We start from the raw sequence: 23,904 nt of genomic DNA on the forward strand, positions 1-23,904 counted from the left end.
GCCGGGGCCGGAAAAGGAGAGATACGGATTACTTGGCGGCGGTGAGGTCTTGCGCTCGCCAGGCGAGCAGCCTGTTACGGAAGGCGTGGCTCGCGTCTTCGTAGTAGGCGATGGCGCGGCGCACGAGGGGGTCTTCCGGCGTCGCAGGGCGTTCGTGCTCTTCATCCGCCGCGGCATTCTCGCGCAGGCGGATCTTCTTGCGCGGGCTGAGGATCGCCAGATCCTTGCCGTCGAAAAGCCCCAGGTGCTGGTAGTTGCCGATGAGGGCACTCCCCGGCCGGGTTTCGTCGCGCAGCACGTCGCGTCCGTAGAAGGTGGAGACGTAGTCCATGTGCAGCAACCCGAGCAGGGTGGGGGCGAGGTCGATCTGGCTCGCCAGCGCCGAGACCTCGCGCGGGGTGATGAAGCCCGGCGCGTAGATGAAGAGCGGGATGTGGTAGTTCGCCACCGGCAGATCTTCATGCCCTGCACTGCCGGCGGTGTGATCGGCGAGGAAGACGAAGATCGTGTCCTTGAACCAGGGTTTGCTGCGCGCTTCATCCAGGAATTTGCCGATGGCGTAGTCGGTGTATTTCACCGCGCCGTCGCGCCCCTTGCCCGAGGGGATGTCGATGCGTCCGTCGGGATAGGTATAGGGGCGGTGGTTCGAGGTGGTCATGATGTGCAGGAAAAAAGGTTTGCCACTGGCATGGTCCTGGTCGGCCACTTTCATCGCCTGGGCGTAGAGGTCTTCGTCGGCCATGCCCCAGGCGTTCTTGAAGTGGATCTCGGACTCGGGCACGCTGCTCTGGTCGACGATGCGGTAGCCGTTGCCGCTGAAGAAAGCGTTCATGTTGTCGAAATAGCCGCGCCCGCCATAGACGAAGACGGCGTCGTAACCCTTGGCCACGAGCTGCTGGCCGAGGCTGGCATAGCCGCTCTCGCGCCCGATGCGCTTGACGATGGAGCGGCCCGGCGTGGGCGGCACCGACAGGGTAACCGCCTCCAGGCCGCGGTCGGTGCGGGTGCCGGTGGCATAGAAGTTGTTGAAATAGAGGCTTTCGCGGCGCAGGGCGTCGAGGTTGGGAGTGAGTCCGCGCGGATCGCCGTTGCTGCCGAGGAATTTGGCGCTGAGGCTCTCCACTGTCACGAGAATGATGTTGCGCCGCAGCTCTGGACCGCCGTTGACGATGCGCCGGCGCGGGTCGAGGGGATCCTGGCTGAGAAAGATCGCGTTGGGCTCGGCGAGCGCTTGGCGCAAGACCGGCCCCGTCTCGGCTTCAGGCAGGGTGGCGTAGAAGCGGCGATAGTCGATCTCGTTGTTGCGAAAGGCCGCGAAGAACTGGTACGGCCCGTTGCCGGAGAGCTCGCGCCGATAGGTGTTCTGTTCCTGCCCCATGGGGAAATCCTGGTCGACGAAACCCGCATCGAGGGCGGCGAGCACGACCAGCCCGGCGAAGGCGGCAAGGCCCGGCTTGAGCGACAGGGGCGGGGACTCCAGCGTGCGGGCGATCACCCGGCGCAGGGCGAAGGTCAGCGCGAGCGCGAGCACGGCAAGCCCCGCGATCAGCGGCCCCACGGGGTAGGACTCGCGGATGTTGTCGATCACTTCCGTGGTGTAGACGAGGTAATCGACGGCGATGAAGTTGAACCGCGCGCCGAATTCGTCCCAGAAGAAGTATTCGGCCGTGGCCACGAAGAGCATGGCAAAGAGGCTCGAGGCCGTGAGCGCATAGAGGAAGGCGCGGTGCGCCCGCGCGGCCCACAGTCGGTTCGGACACAGCACGAAGAGGTAGAAGGCGAGCGGCAGGGCCGCGTAGACCAGGAAGGCGAGGTCGTAGGCCAGACCGACGCCGTAGATGCGCAGCACATCGAGCGGCGTACTCACCGCCTCGCCCGGATGCAGCAGAAGCAGGGCCGTGCGGGTGAGGAAGAAGACGAGCAGCCAGGCAAGGAGGACGAGCGCGAGAAAACGGGGCTGAGCGTGACGGGGAAGCGGCATGAGGCTTCGTGTCCGGCGAGAGAATTGGGGCCGGAGTGTAGAAAAAGGGCGGTCAAGGGGGCGTCACGCCGAGGTGAAGGAAACGTCAACGAGCGTCCTGCCGGCAAGGAAAACGGCTCAGCCCAGCTTGCGGTAGAGCGTGCGCTCGCGGATGCCCAGGCGCGCGGCCATCGTCTTCTTGTCGCCGCCGAGCTGCTCGAGAAAGGCGGCGTGGTGCGACGCTACGCTACCCGAGATAAGTGGGTGTCCCTTTGTTCGGCTGTGTCCCTTTGTTCTAGTTGCGGGGATTGCCTTTGAGGTGTATAAACACCTATATACTCAAACACTGATGTGGAGGGCATCATGAATACCGTGCGTTGGAACATCGCCGTGTCGCCGGAACTGGATCAGTCCGTGCGCATGTTCCTCGCCGCGCAAGGCGGCGGGCGCAAGGGCGATCTGTCGCGCTTCATCGAGGAAGCCGTGCGCGCCTATCTCCTGGAGCGCGCCGTCGAGCAGGCCAAGACGGCTGCCTCTGGCATGGGCGAGGCCGAGCTGAACGATCTCATCGATGAGGCGGTGCAGTGGGCGCGTGAACACTGATGCGGGTCATCCTGGACACCAACGTGTTGCTCGGTGCGCTGATCTCTCCACACGGCCCGCCCGACGCCATCTATCGCGCCTGGCGTGCGGCGCGCTTCGAGCTGGTGACTTCGAGGGCGCAACTCGACGAACTGCGGCGTGTGAGCCGCTACCCGAAGCTCAAGACCATCTTGCCTGCGCACCGCATCGGCACGATGCTCAACAATATGCAGCGCGCCCTCGTGCTGGAGGTACTTCTGGCCTTGCCGGACGACATCGAGGCAAACGATCCGAACGACACCTTCCTACTGGCGATGGCCCTGGCCGGCGAAGCCGACTACCTGGTAACCGGCGACCGCCGCGCCGGGCTGTTGCAACGCGGCAGCATTGGCCGCGCGCGTATCGTCACGCCGACGACTTTCTGCGCCGAGGCGCTGTAGCGCACCGTGGAGTCGCGCCTGTGGCGGATACCTGACAGATAGGGTTTTCGATGCGCCCAAAACGTGGGCGAGACGACGGTAGACCAAGGAAGAGTCCATACCGCATGAGTCAAAGCAGGCCCCTGAGCCTGCGGTAGAGCGTGCGCTCGCTGATGCCCAGGCGCGCGGCCAGCGCCTTCTTGTCGCCGCCGAGTTGCTCGAGCGCATGGCGCAGGTAGCGCCGCTCGACTTCGTCCAGGGGGAGGATCTCCGCTTCGCTCGCGCGTTCTGGTTCGGTGCATGGCCCGTCGGCGAATCCGGTGAGATGTCGAGGCTCGATCAGCTCGCCGTCTGCGAGCAGGAGCGCCCGTTCGAGGAGATTGCGCAGCTCGCGCACGTTGCCGGGAAAATCGTGTTTCATCAGGCGGGCCATGGCCTCGGGGCTCAAGCGCACCTTGCGCTGCGGGGTGAGCCGCTCGAGCAGGTGGGCCACGAGCAGCGGCAGATCCTCGCGCCGTTCGCGCAGGGGCGGCAGGCGCACGGGAAAGGCGCTGATGCGATAGTAGAGGTCGCGGCGGAACGTGCCGTCTTCCACCATGCGCTGCAGGTCGCGGTGGGTGGCGGCCACCAGGCGGAAATCCGAGCGCAGCGTCTCCACCCCGCCCACGCGCCGGTAGGTGCCCGTCTCCAGCAGACGCAGCAGCTTCACCTGCTGCGTGAGCGGCAGGTCGCCGATCTCGTCGAGAAAGAGGGTTCCGCCGTCGGCAAGCTCGACCAGCCCGGCCTTGCGCTGGGTGGCCCCAGTGAAAGCTCCTTTCTCATGGCCGAACAGTTCGGACTCGAAGAGCGTCTCGGGCAGCCCGGAGCAGTCCAGCGGCACGAAGGGCCGGTCGCGGCGCGGCGAAAGGCGGTGCAGCGCCTGGGCGGCCAGTTCCTTGCCCGTGCCAGATTCGCCCAGCAGCAGCACGGGGGTATTCGACGGTCCGGCCCGTTCGAGGAGTTCCAGCATCTGCAGGAAGGAGGGCGAGCGGCCGACCATGCCCAGCACGGGTGCCGGCAGGTGCTTCCCGCCGAGAAACCGCATCGTCTCGACGAAGAGCGTTGTTTTGTCCGCCGCATCGCGCAGGGGGAGCAGCTCGACCTCGACGAACTCCTCGCCGCGTGGCGTGTGATGGCGATGGATCACACGGCTTGGGCGGCCGCTTTTCCATGCCTGTTGCCGGGGACAGGATTCACCCTGCTGATCGCAGGGGCGGTCGAAGTGGTGTGACACCTCGTAGCAGGTCCGGCCGATTACTTCGGGATTCTCGCCGAACTCGCGACGGTAGGCCGAGTTGGCAGCGAGGATGCGGTAGGCGGTATCGACGACGATGCGAGGTTCCGGTAAGGCTTCGAGCAGCTGGAGCAGTTCGGTGGGGAGCGGCATGACTGACATTCCTGGCAAAAATTTCTGCGTTATTTTGCCATTTTTGTCAGGATTTTGGGGGTCGGCGCCGAGGATGGCGCAGCGCCAGGGGGTAAGGTGCTGGATCATCGGGAGAAATTTTTTTCACCTGTTTTTGGCACATAATTTGCTCATAGAAAAGACGCGGTCTCATTTTTTGTAATTCCTTGAATCGCTTAAATTTTTTGACCATCATCAATTGACGATCCCGATTGGCTTCATTACTATGAGCGAGGGTGTACGCGAGGAGGGCTTCTTCCATGCAAGCGAAAACGGCTGCCCGGCGATTGCGTCGCGAGATCGTCGTGGTGCTGCTGCTCAAACTGATCCTGCTCACCGCCTTGTGGTGGGTCTTCGTTCGCGATGCACGGGTGGAGGTGGGCGCGGAGCGGATGCAGGCCCAGGCCGCCGGGGCGCCTCCCGTCGCTTCCAAGCCTTCTTCTTCGCCGTCTTCTCCGGTTCTTTCCGTTTCGCAGGAGCCATAACATGAACGAAACGCTCGTCGATCTCTCGCGCCTGCAGTTCGCCGCCACGGCGATGTACCACTTTCTCTTCGTGCCGCTCACCCTGGGGCTCACCTGGATGCTGGTGATCATGGAGTCGCTCTACGTGATGACCGGCAAGCAGGTCTACCAGGACATGGTGAAGTTCTGGGGCAAGCTCTTCGGCATCAACTTTGCCCTTGGCGTCACCACCGGCATCACGCTCGAATTCCAGTTCGGCACCAACTGGGCCTATTACTCGCACTACGTGGGCGATATCTTCGGCGCGCCGCTCGCCATCGAGGGGCTGATGGCCTTCTTCCTCGAATCGACCTTCATCGGGCTCTTCTTCTTCGGCTGGAATCGCCTATCACGGCCCCAGCACCTTCTGGTGACGCTGCTCATGGCCGTGGGGACCAACCTGTCGGCGCTGTGGATCCTGGTGGCCAATGGCTGGATGCAGAATCCCGTGGGCTCGGAATTCAGCTTCCAGACCATGCGCATGGAGATGACGAGTTTCTGGGACGTGATCTTCAATCCAGTGGCGCAGGCCAAGTTCGTGCATACCGTCTCGGCCGGCTATGTGACCGGCGCGATGTTCGTGCTCTCGATCTCGGCCTATTACCTCCTGAAAGGGCGGGACCTCGAATTCGCCAAGCGTAGCTTCCGCGTGGCGGCCGCCTTCGGCTTCGCCTCGGCCTGCTCGGTGGTGGTGCTCGGCGACGAATCCGGCTACACCATGGCCGAAACCCAGCAGAGCAAGCTCGCCGCCCTGGAGGCGATGTGGGAGACCGAGCCGGCGCCGGCTGGCCTGAAGCTCCTCGCGGGAATCGACGAAGCCAATCAGCGCAATACCTGGGAGCTCGAGATTCCGTGGGTGCTCGGCATCATCGGCACCCGCTCGCTCGACACGCCCCTTCCCGGAATCAAGGAGATCATCGCGCGCAACCGCGAACGAGTCGAATCCGGGGTGGAGGCGGTCAAGGCGCTCAACGTGTTGCGCCGCGACGCGTCCGACCCCCAGGCGCTGGCGCTCTTCGAAACGCACAAGGAAAACCTCGGTTTCGGGCTGCTGACGCGCAAATACGTGGCGGACATCATGCAGGTCACGCCCGAGATCATGGACAAGGCCGCCGCCTCGACGATACCGCCGGTGAAGCCCCTCTTCTGGACCTTCCGCCTCATGGTGCTGCTGGGCTTTTCCTTCATCGCCCTCTTCGCGGTGGCGCTGTGGTACAGCGTCAAGGACACGTTCGCCGAAAAACGCTGGCTGCTGCGCTGGGCGCTGTACTTCCTGCCGCTGCCGTGGGTGGCTTCTGAGATGGGCTGGTTCGTCGCCGAATACGGCCGGCAGCCCTGGACGATCGCCGAAGTGCTGCCCACCCATCTCTCCGTCTCCACCCTTTCGGTGCAGAGCCTCTACGGGTCGCTTGCCGGTTTCGTCGGCTTCTACACGCTGCTCCTCATCGTCGAGCTCTACCTGATGTTCCGCTTCGGTCGGCTGGGCCCTTCCTCGCTGGGTACCGGACGCTACTACTGGGAACGTCAAGGTGCGCTGCAGTCTGCCTGAAAACCCCTATCTCGGGAGAGGATCATGCTGGATTATGAAACGCTGAAGGTCATCTGGTGGCTGCTCGTCGGCGTGCTGCTCGTCGGCTTTGCCGTGATGGACGGGCACGACATGGGGGTGGGGACGCTGCTGCCTTTCGTCGGCAAGGACGACACCGAGCGGCGCGTCATCATCAACACCGTCGGCCCGCATTGGGACGGCAACCAGGTGTGGTTCATCACCGGCGGCGGGGCGATCTTTGCCGCCTGGCCCTTGGTCTATGCCACGGCCTTCTCGGGCTTTTACTGGGCGATGCTCGCCGTGCTGTGGGCGCTCTTTTTCCGTCCGGTAGGCTTCGACTACCGCAGCAAGATCGACAATGCCACGTGGCGCAAGACCTGGGACTGGGGTCTGTTCGTGGGCGGGGCGGTGCCGCCGCTCATCTTCGGCGTGGCGTTCGGCAACCTGCTGCAAGGCGTTCCGTTCCATTTCGACGCCAACCTCGTGCCCTACTATGAAGGGTCCTTCTGGGGCCTGCTCAACCCCTTCGCGTTGCTCGCCGGGGTGGTGAGCTCGGCCATGATCACTTTTCACGGCGCGGTCTATCTGGCGCATCGCACGGAAGGGGAGATCCAGCAGCGCTCGGTGCACGCAGCACTTCTCTTCGGCGTGATCGCGCTCGCGGCTTTTGCCGCCGCCGGGCTGTGGGTGCAGGCCATTCCTGGCTACGTGATCGCTGCCGGAGCCGATCCAGCCGGCTTGCCCAATCCGCTCGCCAAGGAAGTGGTGCGCGAGGCCGGGGCCTGGATGGCGAATTATCGGCATCAGCCGCTCTTGTGGGCGGTGCCGGCGCTCGCCTTCCTCGGTGGTCTCGCGGCGATGTGGGCGGTGCGAGCCGGTCGTACCTTCTTTGCCTTCTGGGCTTCGAGCGTGATGATCGCCGGCATCATCGGCACGGCCGGGGTGGCGATGTTCCCCTTCGTCATGCCTTCTTCCACCGACCTGCGCTCTTCGCTCACGGTGTGGGATTCGGTTTCGAGCCACCTCACGCTCACGGTGATGTTCTGGGCCACCCTCATCTTCATGCCGCTCATCATCGTCTATACAAGCTGGGCGTACAAGGTGATGGCCGGCAAGGTGACCAAGGCCTACATCCTGGAAAACGAGAAGCAGGCGTACTGAACGGACACAACCCGCGGCGACGCATCCCGCTTCGCCGTCCCGGATCCGAAGGAGATTCATATGTGGTATTTTGCTTGGGCGTTGGGCGTGGGCTTTGCCATCCTCTTGGCCATCGTCGTCGGCCTGTGGTGGGAAGCGCAGGAAGAGGCGAGGGCGCGGCAAGGCCGGGGACAAGGCGATGCAAGCCCCAGTTGAGGCGCAAGAGCAGGGTGCCGAAGAGCCGGGTCGATCGGCCTCGGTCCAGCCGCTGGCGTTAGGGCTGGGAATCGTCTTGATGCTGGTGGGCAGTTTCCGCCCCGATTGGCTGGCCGAGGCTTCCGGGAAGGCGAACCATGGTCTGGCCATGCTGTGGTTCTGGGCGATGGCGGCCGGTTTCGTGCGCGGGGTGGGCTTCATCCCGCGTTTCTGGTTGTGGCGGTGGCTCTTCTCTGGCTGGGCGGCGTTCGCGGCGCTTGCCGCGGCGCTGGCGTGGCGCTTTGCGGGATAAAAAGAAGGGTAGGGAGACAAAAATGAAGGTGGCTGTAACCAGCCAGAACCGCAAGACCGTCACGGGTCATGCGGGGAAGTGCCGCAAGTTCTGGATCTATGACGTCGACGGCGGCGTGATTCGCGAAAAGACGCTGTGCGAACTGCCGCTCGAGCAGACCTTGCATGCGCTGGAGGGTAAGGTGCCGGATCCGCTTCGCGGAATCAGCGCCTTGATCACCCAGGGGGCCGGCATGGGAATGCGTGAGCGGCTGGCCCGCCATGGAATCGAAGTCATCCTGACCCGGCTCGATGATCCCGATGAAGCCGTGTCCGCTTGGCTCGCGGGCCGAGCGAGCGCAGGGGAGAGTCGATGAGCCGCGCGCACGCAGGGAAAGGGGCGCGGCGGCGCAAGGGGGTTGCCGTGCTGTTTGGCACGCTGGCGCTGCTGGGTTCGGGTCTCGCGGCCGCGGCCACGCCGCCTGCCGGGCGATCCTTCTCGACCGCCGATCACAGCCGTTTCGCCGAGCTGCAGGGGCCTTTCAAAAGCGGCGAGGAGGTGACCCAGGCCTGCTTGCAATGCCATACCGAGGCGGCCAAACAGGTGATGGCCACGCGCCATTGGACCTGGGACTATGCCCATCCGCAGACCGGCCAGCGCCTCGGCAAGAAAAACATGGTCAACGGCTTTTGCATCGGCATCGCTTCCAACGAGGCGTTCTGCACGTCCTGCCATGCGGGGTATGGCTGGAAGGACGCTTCGTTCGATTTCTCCTCCGAGAAAAACGTGGATTGCCTGGTGTGTCACGACACGACCGGCACGTACAAAAAGCCGCTGGGGCTGGCCGGACACCCCGCTTATGAGCGTACCGAATATCCGCCGGGTTCGGGAAAATTTTTCGAACCCGTCGATCTGGCTTTCGTGGCCAAGCAGGTCGGAGAACCCAAGCGCGACAATTGCGGATCGTGCCACTACTACGGCGGCGGGGCCGACGGGGTCAAGCACGGTGATCTCGACTCTTCGCTCAATGCGCCTTCGCGCGAGCTCGACGTCCATATGGCCAAGGACGGGCTCAATTTCACCTGTGCCACCTGCCACGAGACGCGGCAGCACGTGGTGCCGGGCAGCCGCGTTGCGATGACGGCGGCCGATGCGCACCCGCCGCGGATGCGCGGCAAGGAAGAAGGGCGCAATCCGGCAACCTGCCAGTCCTGCCATGGCGACGAGCCCCACCCCGGCGACACCGGTGGCTTGCTCGGAGCGGTGAGCAAGGCCGATCAGCTCAATGCGCACACCCGTACCCTCGCCTGCCAGACCTGCCACATTCCGGCGTTTGCGCGCGGCGGCGTGCCGACGAAAATGCAGTGGGATTATTCGACTGCCGGGCAGCTCGACGAGAAGGGTAAACCCATCGTGCGCACCGATGCGTCCGGACACGTCATTTACGACAGCCGCAAGGGCGACTTCGTGCTCGGTGAGAACGTCATTCCCGAATACCGTTGGTTCGACGGTACCGTGAGCTATACGCTGCCCCATGATCGCATCGATCCAAGCAAGCCCGTGCCGATCAACGTCTATCACGGCACCCCTGGCGCGCGGGATTCGCGCATCTGGCCAGTCAAGGTGTTCCACGGCAATCAGCCTTACGACAAGGTCAATCAAACCCTCTTGATTCCGCATCTGGCGATTCCCGACGAAACCGCGTACTGGTACAACTTCGATTGGGAGAAAGCCTTGCGCGCCGGCGCCGAGGGGGGAGGGCCGCCCTATAGCGGTTCCTTCGGGTTCGTGCGCACCGAGATGCTGTGGCCGATCACGCACATGGTCGCGCCCAAGGAAAAAGCGCTCGCCTGCGCCGATTGCCACAAAGAGGGAGGGCGCCTTGGCGGCGTGCCGGGGGTTTGGTTGCCAGGGCAAGATCGCCATCCCCTGTTGGAGCGCATCGGCTTCGGCTTGGCGGGATTTACCTTCGTCGGCGTACTGGGGCATGCTGCGCTGCGCTTTGCCGTGCGGAAAAAAAGGAAGGCGAAATGAACCGCGTCTATCTCTTCAAACGTTTCGAGCGTTTCTGGCACTGGTCGCAAGCCGTACTCATCGTTTCGCTCATGCTGACCGGATTCGAGATCCATGGCGTGTATTCCCTGTTCGGCTTCGAGGCGGCGGTGCGCTTCCACGGCTGGCTCGCGTGGACCTTGGTCACGTTGTGGATCTTCGCCATTTTCTGGCATTTCACTACCGGTGAATGGCGGCAATACATTCCGACCTTGGAGCGTATTGTCCTGATAGCGCGCTACTATGCTTTTGACATCTTCAAGGGGGCGCCTCACCCCTATCATCCGACCCCGCAGCGCAAGCACAACCCCTTGCAGCGATTGGCCTACTTGCTGCTCAAGCTGCTGATCAATCCCTTGATCTGGATCTCCGGACTGCTCTACCTCTACTATCCCTACTGGCGTGATTCGGCCTGGCTCGGTGCGCTTCCCCTGTCGTGGGTGGCGATCGCGCACACCGCCGGTGCCTTCATGATGCTCGTCTTCTTCATCGCCCACGTCTATCTCGCCACCACCGGCCGCACGCCGCTCACCTACATCAAGGCCATGATCACCGGCTGGGAAGAGATCGACGATGCTTCCTCCCCGGCAGCGAATTCCCCTCAACCCTGAAAGGAGCCCCCGATGAAACAGATGCTGTTGCAGGAAAAATATCCCGTTTTCGTGCTCGAGCTCGACAAGAAGGAGACGAATTATCGTAACGTCGATGAGATCGTCGCTTACCTGAAGGAGAAAATCGCCGAGAATCCAAAGGTGCAGTTCCTTGGCGTGTTCGATCACCTGGCGCATACCCGGAGAATCGGCGGCGAGATCATGCCGGGGATGCAGGCCGCCGTCGATGTGCTATTCTGCTTCGGGCTGGCTTTGCCCAATCCCTTGGTCTTGGCGGTGCGGCCTCGTTCGATCGGCGTGGCCGATCTCGGCGACAAGTTCGTGCTCAGCTTCATGGAGGCACCGATGCCGCCGGCCAACGAAGCGATGGAGGCCTGGGTGCGGGGGCTGCGCACTGCTGCTTGAAGGCGGTGCGGATACGCTCATCGGAGTAAAAAAACTACAAGCCAGAGCGCCCTGGGGGGGCGCTTTGACGTGCGAGGTCAGGCAATGAACGACGCTACCCTTCCTTCTTCCCGGATCAAGAACTTCCCCGTGGCATGGTTCTCCATGATCATGGGCTTCACGGGATTTGCCATCGCCTGGATGCGGGCCGAGACGGTCTACGACGTTGGTTTCGCCCCCAGCTGCGTGCTGCGTTGGGTCGCCTTGGGCTTGTTCTTCTTGGTGGCGGTGCTGTATGCGGCCAAGGCGGTGAAATATCCCGGCGCGGTGCGCGAGGAGTTCACCCACCCGGTCAAGCAGGCGTTCGGCCCGACGATCTCGATCGGCATGATCCTGCTGTCGATCGCGCTGCTGCACGATGCGCCGCGCCTCTCCTTCTGGTTGTGGAGCATCGGCACCGTGCTGCACCTGGCACTCACGCTCTATGTGATGTCGTCGTGGATGCATCACACGAAATACGAAATCACGCACATGAACCCGGCGTGGTTCATCCCCGTGGTGGGGAACATCCTCGTGCCGATCGCCGGGTTGCACCACGCGCCGGCCGAAGTGTCGTGGTTCTTCTACAGCGTCGGCCTCTTTTTCTGGCCGGTGCTCACGGCGATCCTCTTCTACCGTCTCATCTTTCATACCAGCCTGCCCGAGCGCTTTGTGCCGACGCTGTTCATCTTTATCGCGCCGCCGGCGGTGGGGTTCATCTCCTGGTACAACCTGGGTGGACAGGTCGACGCCTTCGCGCACGTGCTCTACGGCGTGGCACTCTTTTTCGCGCTGCTGCTTGCGGTGCAGGCGAATTACTTCGTGCGGCTGAAGTTCTTCCTGTCGTGGTGGGCGTATTCCTTTCCGCTCGCGGCGCTCACCATCGCAACCCTGATCATGGCCAAGGAGACGGGCTTGGGCTGCTACCGCGTGCTGGGGGTCGTACTGCTGGCGGTCCTGACCCTGCTCATCGTGCTGCTGCTGGTGCGCACCGCCATTGCGGTGGCGCGGCGCGAGATCTGCGTCGAGGGGCATTGAGCGCTCAGCTGAGCACTGCCACCGCCTTGATCTGGGCCCACAGGCGCGTACCGGGGCGCACGCCGAGCGCTTCGGCCGAGCGCCGTGTGATGCGGGCAAGCAAGGGGGTTGGGCCCACCTGTAACCGGACCAGGGCATGGGCGGCGTCCAGTGCCCGCACTTCCTGCACCACGGCGGGGAGGCGGTTGAGGAGGGAACTGTCCGCGTGCTCGGTGAGCGCCAGGCTGACGTCGCGGGCGCGTACTTGCAGCCGAATTTTCGTGCCCGGCGGCTCCTGGCGGTGCGGTACGAGCAGCGTGCCTCCTTCGAATTCCACCGTCAGCAAGGCATAGGTCGCGTCATGGTCGACGACCGCCCCTTCGATCACTACGGCGGCGTCTTCGTCACAGGCCAAAGGCAGATCGAGCCGCGCCAGCGTCTCCTGCAAGGGGCCGCTCACGCGCACGCGCCCGCCTTCGAGCAGGACGAGGTGGTCGGCGAGCCGGCCGACCTCTTCGGGGGCGTGCGAGACATAGAGCATGGGAATGTCGAGGGTTCGCTTTACTTGCGCGAGGTAGGGCAGGATCTCCGCTTTGCGCTCCCGGTCGAGAGAGGCGAGCGGTTCGTCCAAGAGCAGCAGCCGCGGCGAGGTGAGGAGCGCCCGGGCGATGGCCACGCGCTGGCGCTCGCCGCCCGAGAGGCGCGCCGGCAGGCGGGTGAGCAGGGGGGCGAGACCGAGCAGATCCACCGCCTCCTCGAAGGCGATGCGCCGTTCGCTCGGCGGGATGCGCTGCCAGCCGAAACGCAGGTTGGCGGCCACGTCGAGGTGCGCGAAGAGGTTGGCTTCCTGGAACACGTAGCCGATGGCCCGGCGATGGGGCGGGACGAAACGGATCTCGTCCTGCCACAGCGCGCCATTGACGCGCACGTAGCCCTCGCGATGCCGGTCGAGCCCGGCGAGGGCGCGCAGCAGGCTGGTCTTGCCGGAGCCCGAAGGACCGAAGAGGGCGGTGACGCCGCGCCCCGGAAGGTCGAGCTCCACCTCCAGGGTGAAACCGGGATAGGCGAAGCGAAAGCGCGCCTCGATGCGCGCGTTAGCGCCCGGGGGTGGATTTGCCGCGTCCATAGAGCACCAGCAGGACCGCGAAGCTCAGGCCGAGCATCACGGCGGAGAGGGCGTGCGCCTGCTCATAGGCGAAGGCTTGCACGTGATCGTAGATCTGCACCGAGACCACTTTCGTGCGGCCAGGAATGTTCCCTCCCATCATCAGGACTACGCCGAATTCGCCGATCGTGTGGGCGAAGCTCAGTACCGCTGCCGTGAGAAAGCCAGAGCGCGCGAGCGGCAGCACGACGTGGATGAAGCAGTCCCACGGACCGGCACGCAGGGTGGCCGCTGCTTCGAGCGGCGCTTCCCCCAGCGCGGTGAACGCCTGCTGCAAGGGCTGCACCGCGAACGGCAGGGAGGCCAGCACCGAGGCGACGACGAGGCCGGAGAAGGTAAACGGCAGGATGCCCAGCCCGAGCGCCTGGGTCAGCTTGCCCACGGGTCCGACCGGACCGAGAAGAATGAGCAGGTAGAAGCCCAGCACCGTGGGCGGGAGTACGAGCGGCAGCGCGACGAGCGCCGCGACCGGCCCTTTCCAGGGGGAGCGGGTGCGGGCGAGCCACCACGCGAGCGGCGTGGCGAGCGCGAGGAGCAGCGCCGTCGTCGTCGCGGCCAGCGCCAGGGTCAGGCGGATCGCCTGCCAGTCCTCGGCGGTGAGCGTCATCCGGCGCCTGCCTCACTCATAGCCGTAGGCGCGGATCAGGGCGCGGGCCGCCGGCTCCTGCAGGTAGGTGAGCAGACGGGCGACGGCCTCGGTGGGGCGGCCGTCCTTCGCGCCGGGCAGCAGGATCACCGCATCTTGCCGGATCGGCGGATAGAGCGTCTGGGGCACGAGCCACAGCGAGCCGGGGCGCAACCTTCCCGGCGCCTCGTAGACTTGCGCCAGGGCGACGAAACCGAGTTCGGCGTTGCCGGAGGCGACGAACTGGAACGCCTGGCCGACGTTCTCGCCCAGCACGAATTTCGCCACCAACGGCTCATGCACTCCGAGCGCCTGCATGGCTGCCATCGCCGCGGCGCCGTAAGGGGCATGGCGCGGGTTGGCGAGCGCGATCCGGTTGAAGTTGCCGCGCCGCAGCACTTCGCCACCCTCGTCGACGAGGGCGGGATCGGGGCTCCAGAGGGCGAGTTTGCCGACGGCGTAGGTGATGCGGCTGCCCGCCAGCGCGTAGCCTTCCTGCTCGAGCCGGGCAGGGGTTTCCTGGTCCGCGGCCAAGAGGACGGCGAACGGCGCGCCGTTGCGGATCTGGGCATAGAAATTGCCCGTCGCGCCAAACGAGAGCTGGAGTTCATGGCCGGTGTCGCGCCGGAAGCGTTCGGCAAGCTCGCGCATGGGGGCGGTGAAGTTTGCTGCCACCGCTACCGCGATCGTGTCGGCAAACGCGTAGGGTGCCGCGAGCAGCAGAACGAACAGAAACAGGAAGCGGCGCATCGCGATCTCCTCCGTTCAAGGTGCCCGGGCAGCTGCCCGGGCACGGGAGGATTAGATCACACCTTGGGCGAGCATGGCGTCGGCCACCTTGGCGAAGCCGGCGATGTTGGCGCCGTCGCTATAGCTCACCGTGCCGTCCTCGCGCTGGCCGTACTGCAGGCAGGCGGCGTGGATGCCCTGCATGATCTTCTTGAGCCGCGCGTCGACCTCTTCGCGGGTCCAGGAAAGGCGCATGGCGTTCTGGCTCATCTCCAGGCCCGAAGTGGCCACGCCGCCGGCGTTGCTCGCCTTGCCCGGCGCGTAGAGTACGCCGCGGTGCTCGAAGATCTTCACCGCTTCCGGCGTGCAGGGCATGTTCGCGCCCTCGGCCACCGCCACCACGCCGTTTTCCACCAGCGTCATGGCATCGTCGGCATCGAGCTCGTTTTGCGTCGCGCACGGCAGCGCCACGTCCACCGGCACGTTCCACGGCTTGGCCCCCGGGATGAAGGTGGCGCCGACGAGCTGGGCGTATTCCGAGACGCGCCCGTAGCGGTGGTTCTTCACTTCCATGAGGATGGCGAGTTTTTCCGGCGTGAATCCTTCTTCGTCGATCACCGTGCCGCTGGAGTCCGAGCAGGTGAGGGGCTTCGCCCCCATCTCCATGAGCTTCTCGATGGCGTACTGGGCGACGTTGCCCGAGCCCGACACCGCCACGCGCATCCCTTCCAGACCGCGGCCGGCATGGCGCAGCATCTCGTCGACGAAGTACACCGTGCCGTAGCCGGTGGATTCGGGCCGGATGAGGGAACCGCCATAGGAGAGCCCCTTGCCGGTGAAGACGCAGGAGGAGTCGTTGGTGAGCTTCTTCATCATGCCGACCATGAAGCCGACTTCGCGCCCGCCCACGCCAATGTCCCCAGCGGGCACGTCGGTGTCGGCGCCGATGTGGCGGTAGAGCTCGGTGACGAAGGCTTGGCAGAAGCGCATCACTTCACCCGGGCTCTTGCCCTTGGGGTCGAAGTCGGAACCGCCCTTGCCGCCGCCCATGGGCAGCGTCGTGAGGGCGTTCTTGAACGTCTGTTCGAAGGCAAGGAACTTGAGGATGGAGAGATTCACCGAGGGGTGGAAACGCAACCCGCCCTTGTAGGGGCCGATGGCCGAGCTGTGCTGGATGCGGTAGCCGCGGTTGACCTGCACTTCGCCGCGATCGTCCACCCAGGAGACGCGGAACATGATGACGCGCTCGGGTTCGACGAGACGCTCGAGCAGCGCGTGCTGCGCGTAGCGGGGATGCTGCGTGATGAAGGGCCAGAGGCTTTCCATCACCTCGGTCACCGCCTGCAGGAACTCGGGCTGACCGGGGTTGCGTTGCGCAACATAGTCGAGAAAGCTTTGCAGCGTGGAGTATTTCATGGCTTGATGCCTTTCAGGGTGAGAACAACGGGCCGGTGCGCAGCGCACGCCCTTCGCCCCGCACCAAATCTGATAATTATCGCACCGTTGTGGTGAAACGATGCACCAGTTTGGAGCCTGGTGCTTTTTTCTCACCCCATTCCCATTCGGCGTGGCAGCCACAGCGCCAATTCTGGGAAGACGATCATCGCCGCAAGGCCCAGGAGCATCGCCAGCACGAACCACAGCACCCAACGGAAGGTCTCTTCCATGCGAATGCCGGCGATGCGCGAGGTGATCATCAACGCCAGCGCCATCGGCGGCGTGAATTGCCCGATCGCGAGGTTGATCGTCATCATCACGCCGAACCAGACGAGATCCCAGCCCATGGTCTGGGCGATCGGAACGAGCAGCGGCAGGAGGATGAGGAAGATCGAAATCGCGTCGAGAAACATCCCGGCGACGAGCAGCAACACGTTGATCGACACGAGCATCAATACCGGGCTCGAATGGAAGGCGACGAGCATGGAAGCGGCTGCGTCGAAGATGCCCAGCGTATTGCCGGCCCAGGCGAATACCGAGGCGATGCCGATGATCATCAGCACGACGGCGGAGAGCTCTCCGGCATCGACGAGGATGCGGAACAGCCCTTTGAGCTCGAGGCTGCGGTAGATGAAAACCCCGACGAACGCACCATAGGCCACCGCCACCACTGCCGCTTCGGTGGGGGTGAAGAGTCCGGTGCGCAAGCCGCCGAGGATGATGACCGGTGCGAGCAACCCCCAGATGGCCTCGAAGAAACTCTTTCCCAGGGGAGGGCGCTCGCGGCGTTCGCCGCGGCCGTAGCCGTGGCGGCGGCTGATGAGGAGCGCCGGGATGAGCAGGCACAGCGCGGCGATGATTCCGGGGATCAATCCGGCGGCGAAAAGGGCTGGAACCGTGGCCGCCGGGACCATCACGCTATAGACGATGAAGGCCACCGACGGCGGAATGATGATGGCCGTGGAGCCGGCGGCGGCGATGAGGCTGGCGGAGAACCCTTTGGGGTAACCTCGCGCGATCATGGAGGGCAGCATCACCGAGGCGACCGCGGCGGCATCGGCCGGCCCCGAGCCGGAAATGCCGCCGAGCAGCATTGAAACCAGCACGGCGACGACGGCGTGCGAGCCGGTCCATTCGCCGACCAGCGCACTGATGAAACGCACGAGGCGCAGCGCGACGCCGGAGCGCTCGAAGATCATGCCAGCGAGGATGAACATCGGGATCGCCAGCAGGGGATATTTGGCGATGCCAGCATAGAGGTTGGTGGGGACGGCGAGTTGGTCGAACCCGGCCAGGGCGAGCACTGCGACGCTGGCGAGCCCCAGACCAACGGCAAGCGGCATGCCGGCAAGGAGTGCGAGCAGGAAGAGGGAGACGAGCGTGGCTCCGATCATCGCGTTCCCCGGAATCGCGCCAGAGCAAGGCGCGCGGCGATGACAAACGACAGCAGCGGGAACCAGATCGTGTACCACCACTGCGGCACACCCAGCGCCGGCGAGGTTTCCTCGAAACGGAACTGATCGTAGGTGAGGCGCGCCGCATACCAGGTAATAAACAGATAGAGGGCGACAGTGACGAGGGCGTCGAGCCGTGCCGCGAAGAAGCGCCATCGTCGCGGCAAGCGTTCGACGAAGAAGGTGACGCGGATGTGTCGGTCGTGCAGATAGGCAGGGACCGAGCCGAGGAAAGCCAGCACGGGCAAGAGCGCGATCGACAGCTCTTCGGTGGCGGCGATGGATTGGGCGGTGAAGTAGCGCACGACGACGTTGGCAAAGGTGATGGCGACGATCACGGCCATCACCAGGCCGACGATGATCTGTTCCCAGGAATAGGCGTGCGCTTCTGCAGCGGCGACGGTGGATTCTTCAGGGGTTTGCATGCTCGACTCGAACTCGTTGGATGCCAGGGCCGCATCGCGGCCCCGTGGAGAGACGGTCTCAGCGTTTGCCGATGTCCTCTTCGGCTTGTTTGACGAGATCGGCGCCGATCTTGTCTGCCCATTCCTTGTAGACGCCAGCGGTGGCCTGGCGGAAAGCATCGCGCTCGGCCGGTGTCAGATGCACGATCTCGACGCCGTTGGCGGCGATCTCTTTGAGCAGGCTGTCGTCCTCGGCCGTGATGCCAGCGCGGGCACGAGCGATCTCTTCGCGCGCGGCTTGCTGCGCCGCCTCGAGCACGAGCTGGCGATCTTGCGGCGTCCAGCTGTTCCAGACGGTCTTGTTCACGGCGAAGATCAAGGGGTCGGCGACGTAGCCCCAAAGCGTGAGGTATTTCTGCCCTACCGTGTGCAGTTTGGCGGCATTGAAGACGGCCAGCGGGTTCTCTTGGCCATCGACGGCGCCGGTGGCCATCGCCGGCAGGGCATCGGCCCAGCTCATCTGCGTCGGGTTGGCGCCCAAGGCATTGAAGGTGGCGAGAAAGAGCGGCGAGCCGACCACGCGAATCTTCAGGCCGACGAGATCCTTGGGCGTGTGGATGGGGTGCTTGGAATTCGAGATCTCGCGAAAGCCGTTCTCACCCCAGGCGAGCGGCACCACGTCGCGTTCGGCGAGCGTGTCGAAGAGCTTCTTGCCGACGCGTCCCTGCGTGAGCGCTTCGAGCGCGCGCTGATCCGGCATCAGGAAGGGCAGCGCGAAGAGATTGAGCTCTTTGACCTGCGGCGACCAGTTGATCGTCGAACCGACGGCCATGTCGATCACGCCCTGGCGCAGCGCGGTGAATTCCTTGGTCTGATCGCCCGAGACGAGCGAGGCGCCGGGATAGACTTTGATTTTGATGCGCCCTTGGGTTTTTTCGTCGACGAGTTCGGCCCACCGTTTGGCGCCCCAGCCCCAGGGAAAAGCCTCGCCGAGCACGGTGGAGAGTTTGTACTCATCCTTGTACGGCCCGGCGGCCGCGGCGGGTTTGCCCAGGCCGAGCAAGGTGGTGCCCAGCAAGGCGGCGAACAGGGCGGTGGTGAGCCAGCGTCGGGTTTTCATCGAAGTCTCCTCTCCAGGGTGTTGTCGTGAGGGTTGCGGGGATGCCTTGAGGGCAGGATCCAGATTCGGCCATTCGGGTTCTGAAAAACCCTATCGTAAAGTATCACCGCAGCGGCTGATGGAGTCAATCATGATTTCCCTCGATATACTGCCAAGCCCCGCAGTGGCATCGGCATGTCGGGTTGTCCGTGCGAAAATCCGCTTTTTGCGCTGAAGGATGGTGGATGTGATCGAATTCGACGGCGTGCGCAAGACGTACCGTGTCCGGGGGCAGGAGGTCCTGGCGCTGGAAGTCGAGCGGCTGACGATCGAACGAGGGGAGGTATTCGGCATCGTCGGGCATTCCGGTGCCGGGAAATCCACGCTGCTTCGCCTCGTCAATCTGCTCGAGCGCCCCAGCCAGGGGCGCGTCGTGGTGGAGGGCGAGGACGTCACCCGCCTCGCCCCGGCGCAGCTGCGCGCCTTCCGCCGGCGCATCGGCATGATCTTCCAGCATTTCAACCTGCTCTCGTCGAAGACGGTGGCGGAGAACGTCGCCTTTCCCTTGAAGATCGCCAGCACCGAATCCAGGGCTGCCATCGCGGCGCGGGTCGAGGAGCTGCTCGCCCTGGTCGGCTTGAGCGAGCACGCGGGCAAATATCCTGCCCAGCTCTCCGGCGGGCAGAAGCAGCGCGTGGGCATTGCCCGGGCGCTGGCCTGCCGGCCCTCCATCCTGCTGTCGGACGAGGCCACCAGCGCCCTCGATCCGCAGACCACCCGTTCGGTGCTGCAGCTGCTCTCCGACATCAACCGCCGCCTGGGGCTCACCATCGTGCTCGTCACGCACGAGATGGACGCGGTGCGGCGCGTGTGCGACCGGGTCGCGGTGATGGACGGTGGCCGGGTGGTGGAGACGGGGCCGGTGAGCGAGGTCTTCCTCCATCCACGACATCCCACGACCCGGGAGTTCGTGCTCGAGAGCGAGCACGTCGATACGCAGGAATTCCAGGAGAGCCTGCAGCAGGCAGCGGGGCGCGTGGTGCGGCTGACGTTCAAGGGAGCGGCGACCTACCGGCCGCTGCTGGGCGAAGTGGTGCGCCGCTTCGGGGTGGATTTCAGCATCCTCGCCGGGCGCATCGATCACATCAAGGACGTTCCGTACGGTCAATTGACTCTGTCGCTCGTCGGCGGCGACGTGGAGGAGGCGCTGCGGGCGCTCGCCGAGGCGGGGGTGGATGTGGAGGTGCTGCGGTGATGACGCAATGGCTGGTCAACGTGGATTGGCTGGAGATCGGCCGGGCCTGCTGGGATACGCTGGTCATGGTGGGGGTGTCGCTCTTCTTCGCCGTGCTGCTGGGGCTGCCGCTGGGGATCGCGCTCTTTCTCACGGGCAAGCGCCAGCTGCTGGAGCAGCCGCTCGTCTATGCGGTGCTCTCTTTCGTGGTGAATCTGCTGCGCTCCGTGCCCTTCGTGATCCTGCTCATCGTCATGATCCCGGTCACCGTCGTGCTGGTGGGCACCTCGCTGGGCGTGCCAGGGGCGATTCCGCCCTTGGTGGTGGGCGGGGCGCCGCTCTTTGCCCGGCTGGTGGAGGCGGCGCTGCGGGAGGTGGATCGGGGCATCGTCGAGGCGACGCAGGCCATGGGGGCGACGGTGCCGCAGATCGTCTTCGGGGCGCTGCTGCCCGAGGCTTTGCCGGGGATCCTCGCCGGAGTCACCGTCACCTCCATCACCCTGGTGTCGTATGCCGCCATGTCGGGGGTGATCGGCGGCGGCGGCCTCGGGGACCTGGCCATCCGTTTCGGCTACCAGCGTTTCCAGACCGACGTGATGGTCATCACGGTGGCGCTGCTGGTGGTGCTGGTGCAGCTGCTGCAGATGCTGGGCGACCGGCTTGTGCTGCGTTTCAGCCGCCGTTAGCGTGGCAACGGATTTTTTTCTTCACCCAAGGAAGGAGTGTCGTGCCATGAAATGGAAAAACGCCTTGTTGATTCTGAGCGCCTCGCTTGGCCTCGTTCCGGCCGCCTGGGCCGAAAAACTGTCGGTGGCGGCCACGCCCGTGCCGCACGCCGAGATCCTGGAGTACGTCAAACCCATGCTCGCCAAGGAAGGGGTGGAGCTGGAGGTGCGGGTGTTCACCGACTACGTCCAGCCCAACATCCAGGTGGCGCAAAAGCGCATGGACGCCAATTTCTTCCAGCACAAACCCTATCTGGACGAGTTCAACAAGGATCGCGGCACCGACCTGGTGGCGGTGGCCGGGGTGCACATCGAGCCTTTCGGCGCCTATTCCCGCCGCATCAAGAAGCTCGACGAGCTCAAGGAAGGCGCCGTCGTGGCCATTCCCAACGATCCGACCAACGGCGGGCGGGCGCTTCTGCTGCTGCAGCGCGCCGGACTCATCACGCTCAAGGATCCGGGAAAGATCACCGCTACGCCGCGGGACATCGCCGACAATCCCAAGCGGCTGGGCTTCAAGGAGCTGGAAGCGGCCACGCTGCCGCGCATCCTCGACCAGGTCGATCTGGCCCTCATCAACACCAACTATGCGCTGGAGGCCGGACTCAATCCCACGAAAGACGCGCTCGTCATCGAGGGGGCCGATTCGCCCTACGTGAACGTGCTGGTGGCCCGGCCGGACAACAAGGACGGCGAGGCCATGCAAAAACTCGTGCGCGCCTTGCACTCGGAGGCGGTGAAGCGCTTCATCCTCGAGAAGTACCAGGGGGCTGTGGTGCCGGCGTTTTGAGCCGAGGCCGCTGATCCGCTCCAGAGTGGACGGATCGGTTCGCGGAATGCACTGAAACGGTGCGTTCGCGCGCGGGAGCGCGCCAGGGGCGGCCCGATCCCGTCGCGCTCCATCGTTCGGATTTCTCGATTCCGTAGCACCAGCCTGGGGGGACGCGGTTCGTTGCCGCGTCCCCTTTTCGCTTTTCCTGCATTTTGGCACGTTCCGTGCTTATGTCGTGGTGGGCATTCCCGCTACGGAGAAGAATCATGAAATTCGTCATGGCGATCATCAAGCCGTTCAAGCTCGACGAGGTGCGCGAGGCGCTCTCGGAAAATGGCGTGCAGGGGCTCACGGTGAGCGAGGTCAAGGGGTTCGGCCGGCAGAAGGGGCACACGGAGCTCTACCGCGGGGCGGAGTACGTGGTCGATTTCCTGCCCAAGGTGAAGCTCGAAGTGGCCATACCGGACGAGCTGCTCGAGCAGGTGCTTGAGGCGATCGAGAAGTCTGCCTTCACGGGGAAGGTGGGCGACGGAAAGATCTTCGTCTTCGAACTCGCGGAGGCGGTTCGCATCCGCACCGGCGAGACCGGGACGGCGGCGCTGTGATCTGGACGATGAGGAGAATCATCATGATGAAGAAGAAGTGGTTCGGCGGGGTCGGCTCCTTGGTGGCTCTGGCAACGGTCTCCCTGCCTTCCTGGGCGCAGGAGGCGGCCAGCACGGCCGCGCCCGTGGTGCATCGCGGTGACGTCGCCTGGATGATGACCTCTACCCTGCTGGTGCTGATGATGATCGTGCCGGGCTTGGCGCTCTTCTACGGCGGCATGGTACGGGCGAAGAACGTGCTCTCCGTGCTCATGCAGGTGCTGATGGTGACGGCGCTGGTGCTCGTGCTGTGGGCCTGCTATGGCTATAGCCTCGCCTTCACCGAGTCGATGCCCTGGCTGGGGTCGTTTTCCAAGGTGTTCCTCGCCGGCGTCACGCCCGACAGCCTGGCCGACACCTTTACCGCCGAGGTGAAGCTGCCGGAATACGTCTATGTCGCCTTCCAGGGGACGTTTGCCGCCATCACCTGCGCGCTGGTGGTCGGGGCCTTTGCCGAGCGCATCAAGTTTGCCGCGGTGATGGTCTTCATGGTGCTGTGGTTCACCTTCTCCTACCTGCCGATCGCGCACATGGTCTGGGGGCCGGGCGGATGGCTGCTCGGCGCCGGGGCGATCGACTTCGCCGGCGGCACGGTGGTGCACATCAATGCCGGCGTGGCCGGGCTGGTGGGCGCGATGCTCGTGGGCAAGCGCATCGGCTATGGGCGGGAGGCGCTTGCGCCGCACTCCCTGCCGCTCACCATGGTGGGGGCCTCGCTCTTGTGGGTGGGCTGGTTCGGTTTCAACGCCGGCTCCAACCTGGAAGCGACTTCGGGCGCGACGCTCGCCTTCCTCAACACGCTGCTCGCCACGGCGGCGGCGGTGCTCTCCTGGAGCGCGGCCGAGGCGCTCGTCAAGGGCAAGCCTTCCATGCTCGGGGCGGCTTCGGGCGCGGTGGCCGGGCTCGTGGTCATCACGCCGGCCTGTGGCACGGTGGGCCCGATCGGCTCGATCGTGATGGGCTTGATCGGCGGCGTAGCCGGGCTGTGGGGCGTGAGCGCGCTCAAACGCTGGCACGGCATCGACGATTCGCTCGATGCCTTCGGCGTGCATGGGGTGTGCGGCATCGTGGGGGCGTTGCTCACCGCGGTCTTCACTTCCCCTGCCCTGGGCGGCACGGGCAACGGCAAGGCGGATTTCTCCGTGATGCATCAGCTGTGGGTACAAGGTTGGGGCGTGCTCACCACCATCGTGGTGAGTGGCGTGGTGGCTTTCCTCGCCTACAAGATCGCCGGTGCGCTCACCGGGGGCTTGCGCGTGAGCGAGGAAGAAGAGCGCGAGGGGCTGGACGTGGCTACCCACGGCGAGACGGCCTACCGCCTATAGTCTCCTCTCCGACGGCGATTCCCGTCGTTGCCCCCGGTGATGAACCGGGGGCTTTTTCTTGGCCTGGACCCAGGGGTCGTGCTAGCATGGGGGCATCCGTCCGG

At 64.7% G+C, this 23,904-nt stretch carries 27 protein-coding genes; 17 read left to right on the forward strand and 10 right to left on the reverse strand.

All coding sequences use genetic code 11. The annotated features are described in order from the left end of the window. Window positions 1-28 precede the first annotated feature (28 nt). Both OA56_RS02670 and OA56_RS02675 read right to left on the reverse strand, forming a co-directional pair. Window positions 29-1,981: an LTA synthase family protein gene (locus tag OA56_RS02670; protein ID WP_461583325.1), complete on the reverse strand. Its 1,953-nt coding sequence runs from the start codon at window positions 1,979-1,981 to the stop codon at window positions 29-31. A 117-nt stretch (window positions 1,982-2,098) separates the two neighbouring features. After that, window positions 2,099-2,269, reverse strand: a complete 171-nt coding sequence (locus tag OA56_RS02675) for a helix-turn-helix domain-containing protein (RefSeq protein WP_461583350.1) — start codon at window positions 2,267-2,269, stop codon at window positions 2,099-2,101. 54 nt (window positions 2,270-2,323) lie between these two features. Between OA56_RS02675 and OA56_RS02680 the strand changes: the two genes are divergently transcribed. Together OA56_RS02680 and OA56_RS02685 are read left to right on the forward strand one after the other, a co-directional pair. Beyond that, window positions 2,324-2,563: a ribbon-helix-helix domain-containing protein gene (locus tag OA56_RS02680; protein ID WP_055423000.1), complete on the forward strand. Its 240-nt coding sequence runs from the start codon at window positions 2,324-2,326 to the stop codon at window positions 2,561-2,563. Further along, window positions 2,563-2,982: a putative toxin-antitoxin system toxin component, PIN family gene (locus OA56_RS02685; RefSeq protein WP_055422999.1), complete on the forward strand. Its 420-nt coding sequence runs from the start codon at window positions 2,563-2,565 to the stop codon at window positions 2,980-2,982. Before OA56_RS02680 ends, OA56_RS02685 begins: the two co-directional genes overlap by 1 nt. A gap of 109 nt (window positions 2,983-3,091) precedes the next feature. On the opposite strand, the gene OA56_RS02690 is transcribed toward OA56_RS02685, so the two are convergent. Then, entirely contained in the window at window positions 3,092-4,387 is a 1,296-nt protein-coding gene (locus OA56_RS02690) for a sigma-54 interaction domain-containing protein (RefSeq protein ID WP_461583326.1), read from the reverse strand. Between the two features lie 278 nt (window positions 4,388-4,665). On the opposite strand from OA56_RS02690, the gene cydP reads away from it, so the two are divergent. From cydP to OA56_RS02740, 10 genes are all read left to right on the forward strand, one after another. Then, entirely contained in the window at window positions 4,666-4,890 is a 225-nt protein-coding gene (gene cydP / locus OA56_RS02695) for a cytochrome oxidase putative small subunit CydP (RefSeq protein WP_055422998.1), read from the forward strand. Window position 4,891: 1 nt separating this feature from the next. Then, on the forward strand, window positions 4,892-6,457 hold the full coding sequence (locus tag OA56_RS02700; protein WP_461583327.1) for a cytochrome ubiquinol oxidase subunit I: 1,566 nt from the start codon (window positions 4,892-4,894) through the stop codon (window positions 6,455-6,457). Between the two features lie 24 nt (window positions 6,458-6,481). Next, window positions 6,482-7,618 carry a cytochrome d ubiquinol oxidase subunit II gene (gene cydB, locus OA56_RS02705; protein ID WP_461583328.1) on the forward strand — a complete coding sequence of 379 codons (1,137 nt, stop codon included), beginning with the start codon at window positions 6,482-6,484 and terminating at the stop codon, window positions 7,616-7,618. A gap of 60 nt (window positions 7,619-7,678) precedes the next feature. Next, window positions 7,679-7,813: a cytochrome bd-I oxidase subunit CydX gene (gene cydX, locus OA56_RS02710; RefSeq protein ID WP_055422995.1), complete on the forward strand. Its 135-nt coding sequence runs from the start codon at window positions 7,679-7,681 to the stop codon at window positions 7,811-7,813. Next, window positions 7,797-8,105, forward strand: coding sequence for a cyd operon YbgE family protein (locus tag OA56_RS02715; RefSeq protein WP_461583329.1), 309 nt, complete (start codon window positions 7,797-7,799; stop codon window positions 8,103-8,105). The genes cydX and OA56_RS02715 overlap by 17 nt, the downstream gene beginning before the upstream one ends. 22 nt (window positions 8,106-8,127) lie before the next feature. Continuing rightward, window positions 8,128-8,460: a NifB/NifX family molybdenum-iron cluster-binding protein gene (locus OA56_RS02720; RefSeq protein WP_461583330.1), complete on the forward strand. Its 333-nt coding sequence runs from the start codon at window positions 8,128-8,130 to the stop codon at window positions 8,458-8,460. After that, window positions 8,457-10,118: a tetrathionate reductase family octaheme c-type cytochrome gene (locus OA56_RS02725; RefSeq protein ID WP_461583331.1), complete on the forward strand. Its 1,662-nt coding sequence runs from the start codon at window positions 8,457-8,459 to the stop codon at window positions 10,116-10,118. The genes OA56_RS02720 and OA56_RS02725 overlap by 4 nt, the downstream gene beginning before the upstream one ends. Continuing rightward, the gene (locus OA56_RS02730; protein ID WP_461583332.1) at window positions 10,115-10,747 is read left to right on the forward strand and encodes a cytochrome b/b6 domain-containing protein; all 633 of its coding nucleotides are present in this window, start codon (window positions 10,115-10,117) and stop codon (window positions 10,745-10,747) included. The genes OA56_RS02725 and OA56_RS02730 overlap by 4 nt, the downstream gene beginning before the upstream one ends. A gap of 12 nt (window positions 10,748-10,759) precedes the next feature. Further along, on the forward strand, window positions 10,760-11,152 hold the full coding sequence (locus OA56_RS02735; protein ID WP_461583333.1) for a DUF6858 family protein: 393 nt from the start codon (window positions 10,760-10,762) through the stop codon (window positions 11,150-11,152). A gap of 84 nt (window positions 11,153-11,236) precedes the next feature. Continuing rightward, complete coding sequence (locus tag OA56_RS02740; protein ID WP_461583334.1) at window positions 11,237-12,208, forward strand: SLAC1 anion channel family protein; 972 nt, start codon at window positions 11,237-11,239, stop codon at window positions 12,206-12,208. 4 nt (window positions 12,209-12,212) lie between these two features. Here OA56_RS02740 and modC read toward each other — a convergent pair whose 3' ends face one another. From modC to OA56_RS02775, 7 genes are all read right to left on the reverse strand, one after another. Further along, window positions 12,213-13,313 (reverse strand): molybdenum ABC transporter ATP-binding protein, encoded by a 1,101-nt coding sequence (gene modC / locus OA56_RS02745; protein WP_461583335.1) that lies wholly within the window; start codon window positions 13,311-13,313, stop codon window positions 12,213-12,215. Next, on the reverse strand, window positions 13,282-13,959 hold the full coding sequence (gene modB, locus OA56_RS02750) for a molybdate ABC transporter permease subunit (protein ID WP_461583336.1): 678 nt from the start codon (window positions 13,957-13,959) through the stop codon (window positions 13,282-13,284). The genes modC and modB overlap by 32 nt, the downstream gene beginning before the upstream one ends. A 12-nt stretch (window positions 13,960-13,971) precedes the next feature. Continuing rightward, window positions 13,972-14,727: a molybdate ABC transporter substrate-binding protein gene (gene modA / locus OA56_RS02755; protein ID WP_055422990.1), complete on the reverse strand. Its 756-nt coding sequence runs from the start codon at window positions 14,725-14,727 to the stop codon at window positions 13,972-13,974. 51 nt (window positions 14,728-14,778) lie between these two features. Next, entirely contained in the window at window positions 14,779-16,122 is a 1,344-nt protein-coding gene (gene gdhA / locus OA56_RS02760) for an NADP-specific glutamate dehydrogenase (RefSeq protein ID WP_461583337.1), read from the reverse strand. 131 nt (window positions 16,123-16,253) lie between these two features. Further along, window positions 16,254-17,537 carry a TRAP transporter large permease gene (locus OA56_RS02765; RefSeq protein WP_055422988.1) on the reverse strand — a complete coding sequence of 428 codons (1,284 nt, stop codon included), beginning with the start codon at window positions 17,535-17,537 and terminating at the stop codon, window positions 16,254-16,256. Continuing rightward, window positions 17,534-18,022, reverse strand: a complete 489-nt coding sequence (locus tag OA56_RS02770) for a TRAP transporter small permease (protein ID WP_055422987.1) — start codon at window positions 18,020-18,022, stop codon at window positions 17,534-17,536. Before OA56_RS02770 ends, OA56_RS02765 begins: the two co-directional genes overlap by 4 nt. A gap of 58 nt (window positions 18,023-18,080) precedes the next feature. Beyond that, window positions 18,081-19,121 (reverse strand): DctP family TRAP transporter solute-binding subunit, encoded by a 1,041-nt coding sequence (locus OA56_RS02775; protein WP_461583338.1) that lies wholly within the window; start codon window positions 19,119-19,121, stop codon window positions 18,081-18,083. 226 nt (window positions 19,122-19,347) lie between these two features. Between OA56_RS02775 and OA56_RS02780 the strand changes: the two genes are divergently transcribed. The 5 genes from OA56_RS02780 (at window position 19,348) to OA56_RS02800 (ending at window position 23,800) form a co-directional block, all read left to right on the forward strand. Continuing rightward, window positions 19,348-20,355, forward strand: a complete 1,008-nt coding sequence (locus OA56_RS02780) for a methionine ABC transporter ATP-binding protein (RefSeq protein WP_461583339.1) — start codon at window positions 19,348-19,350, stop codon at window positions 20,353-20,355. Continuing rightward, window positions 20,355-21,020 (forward strand): methionine ABC transporter permease, encoded by a 666-nt coding sequence (locus OA56_RS02785; RefSeq protein ID WP_055423394.1) that lies wholly within the window; start codon window positions 20,355-20,357, stop codon window positions 21,018-21,020. The genes OA56_RS02780 and OA56_RS02785 overlap by 1 nt, the downstream gene beginning before the upstream one ends. Window positions 21,021-21,066: 46 nt before the next feature. After that, the gene (locus tag OA56_RS02790; RefSeq protein ID WP_461583340.1) at window positions 21,067-21,849 is read left to right on the forward strand and encodes a MetQ/NlpA family ABC transporter substrate-binding protein; all 783 of its coding nucleotides are present in this window, start codon (window positions 21,067-21,069) and stop codon (window positions 21,847-21,849) included. Between the two features lie 248 nt (window positions 21,850-22,097). Next, window positions 22,098-22,436 (forward strand): P-II family nitrogen regulator, encoded by a 339-nt coding sequence (gene glnK, locus OA56_RS02795; RefSeq protein WP_055423392.1) that lies wholly within the window; start codon window positions 22,098-22,100, stop codon window positions 22,434-22,436. Window positions 22,437-22,459: 23 nt separating this feature from the next. Continuing rightward, window positions 22,460-23,800, forward strand: a complete 1,341-nt coding sequence (locus OA56_RS02800; RefSeq protein ID WP_461583341.1) for an ammonium transporter — start codon at window positions 22,460-22,462, stop codon at window positions 23,798-23,800. The last annotated feature ends 104 nt before the right edge of the window (window positions 23,801-23,904 follow it).

Source organism: Tepidiphilus sp. HLB4, from assembly GCF_054823945.1.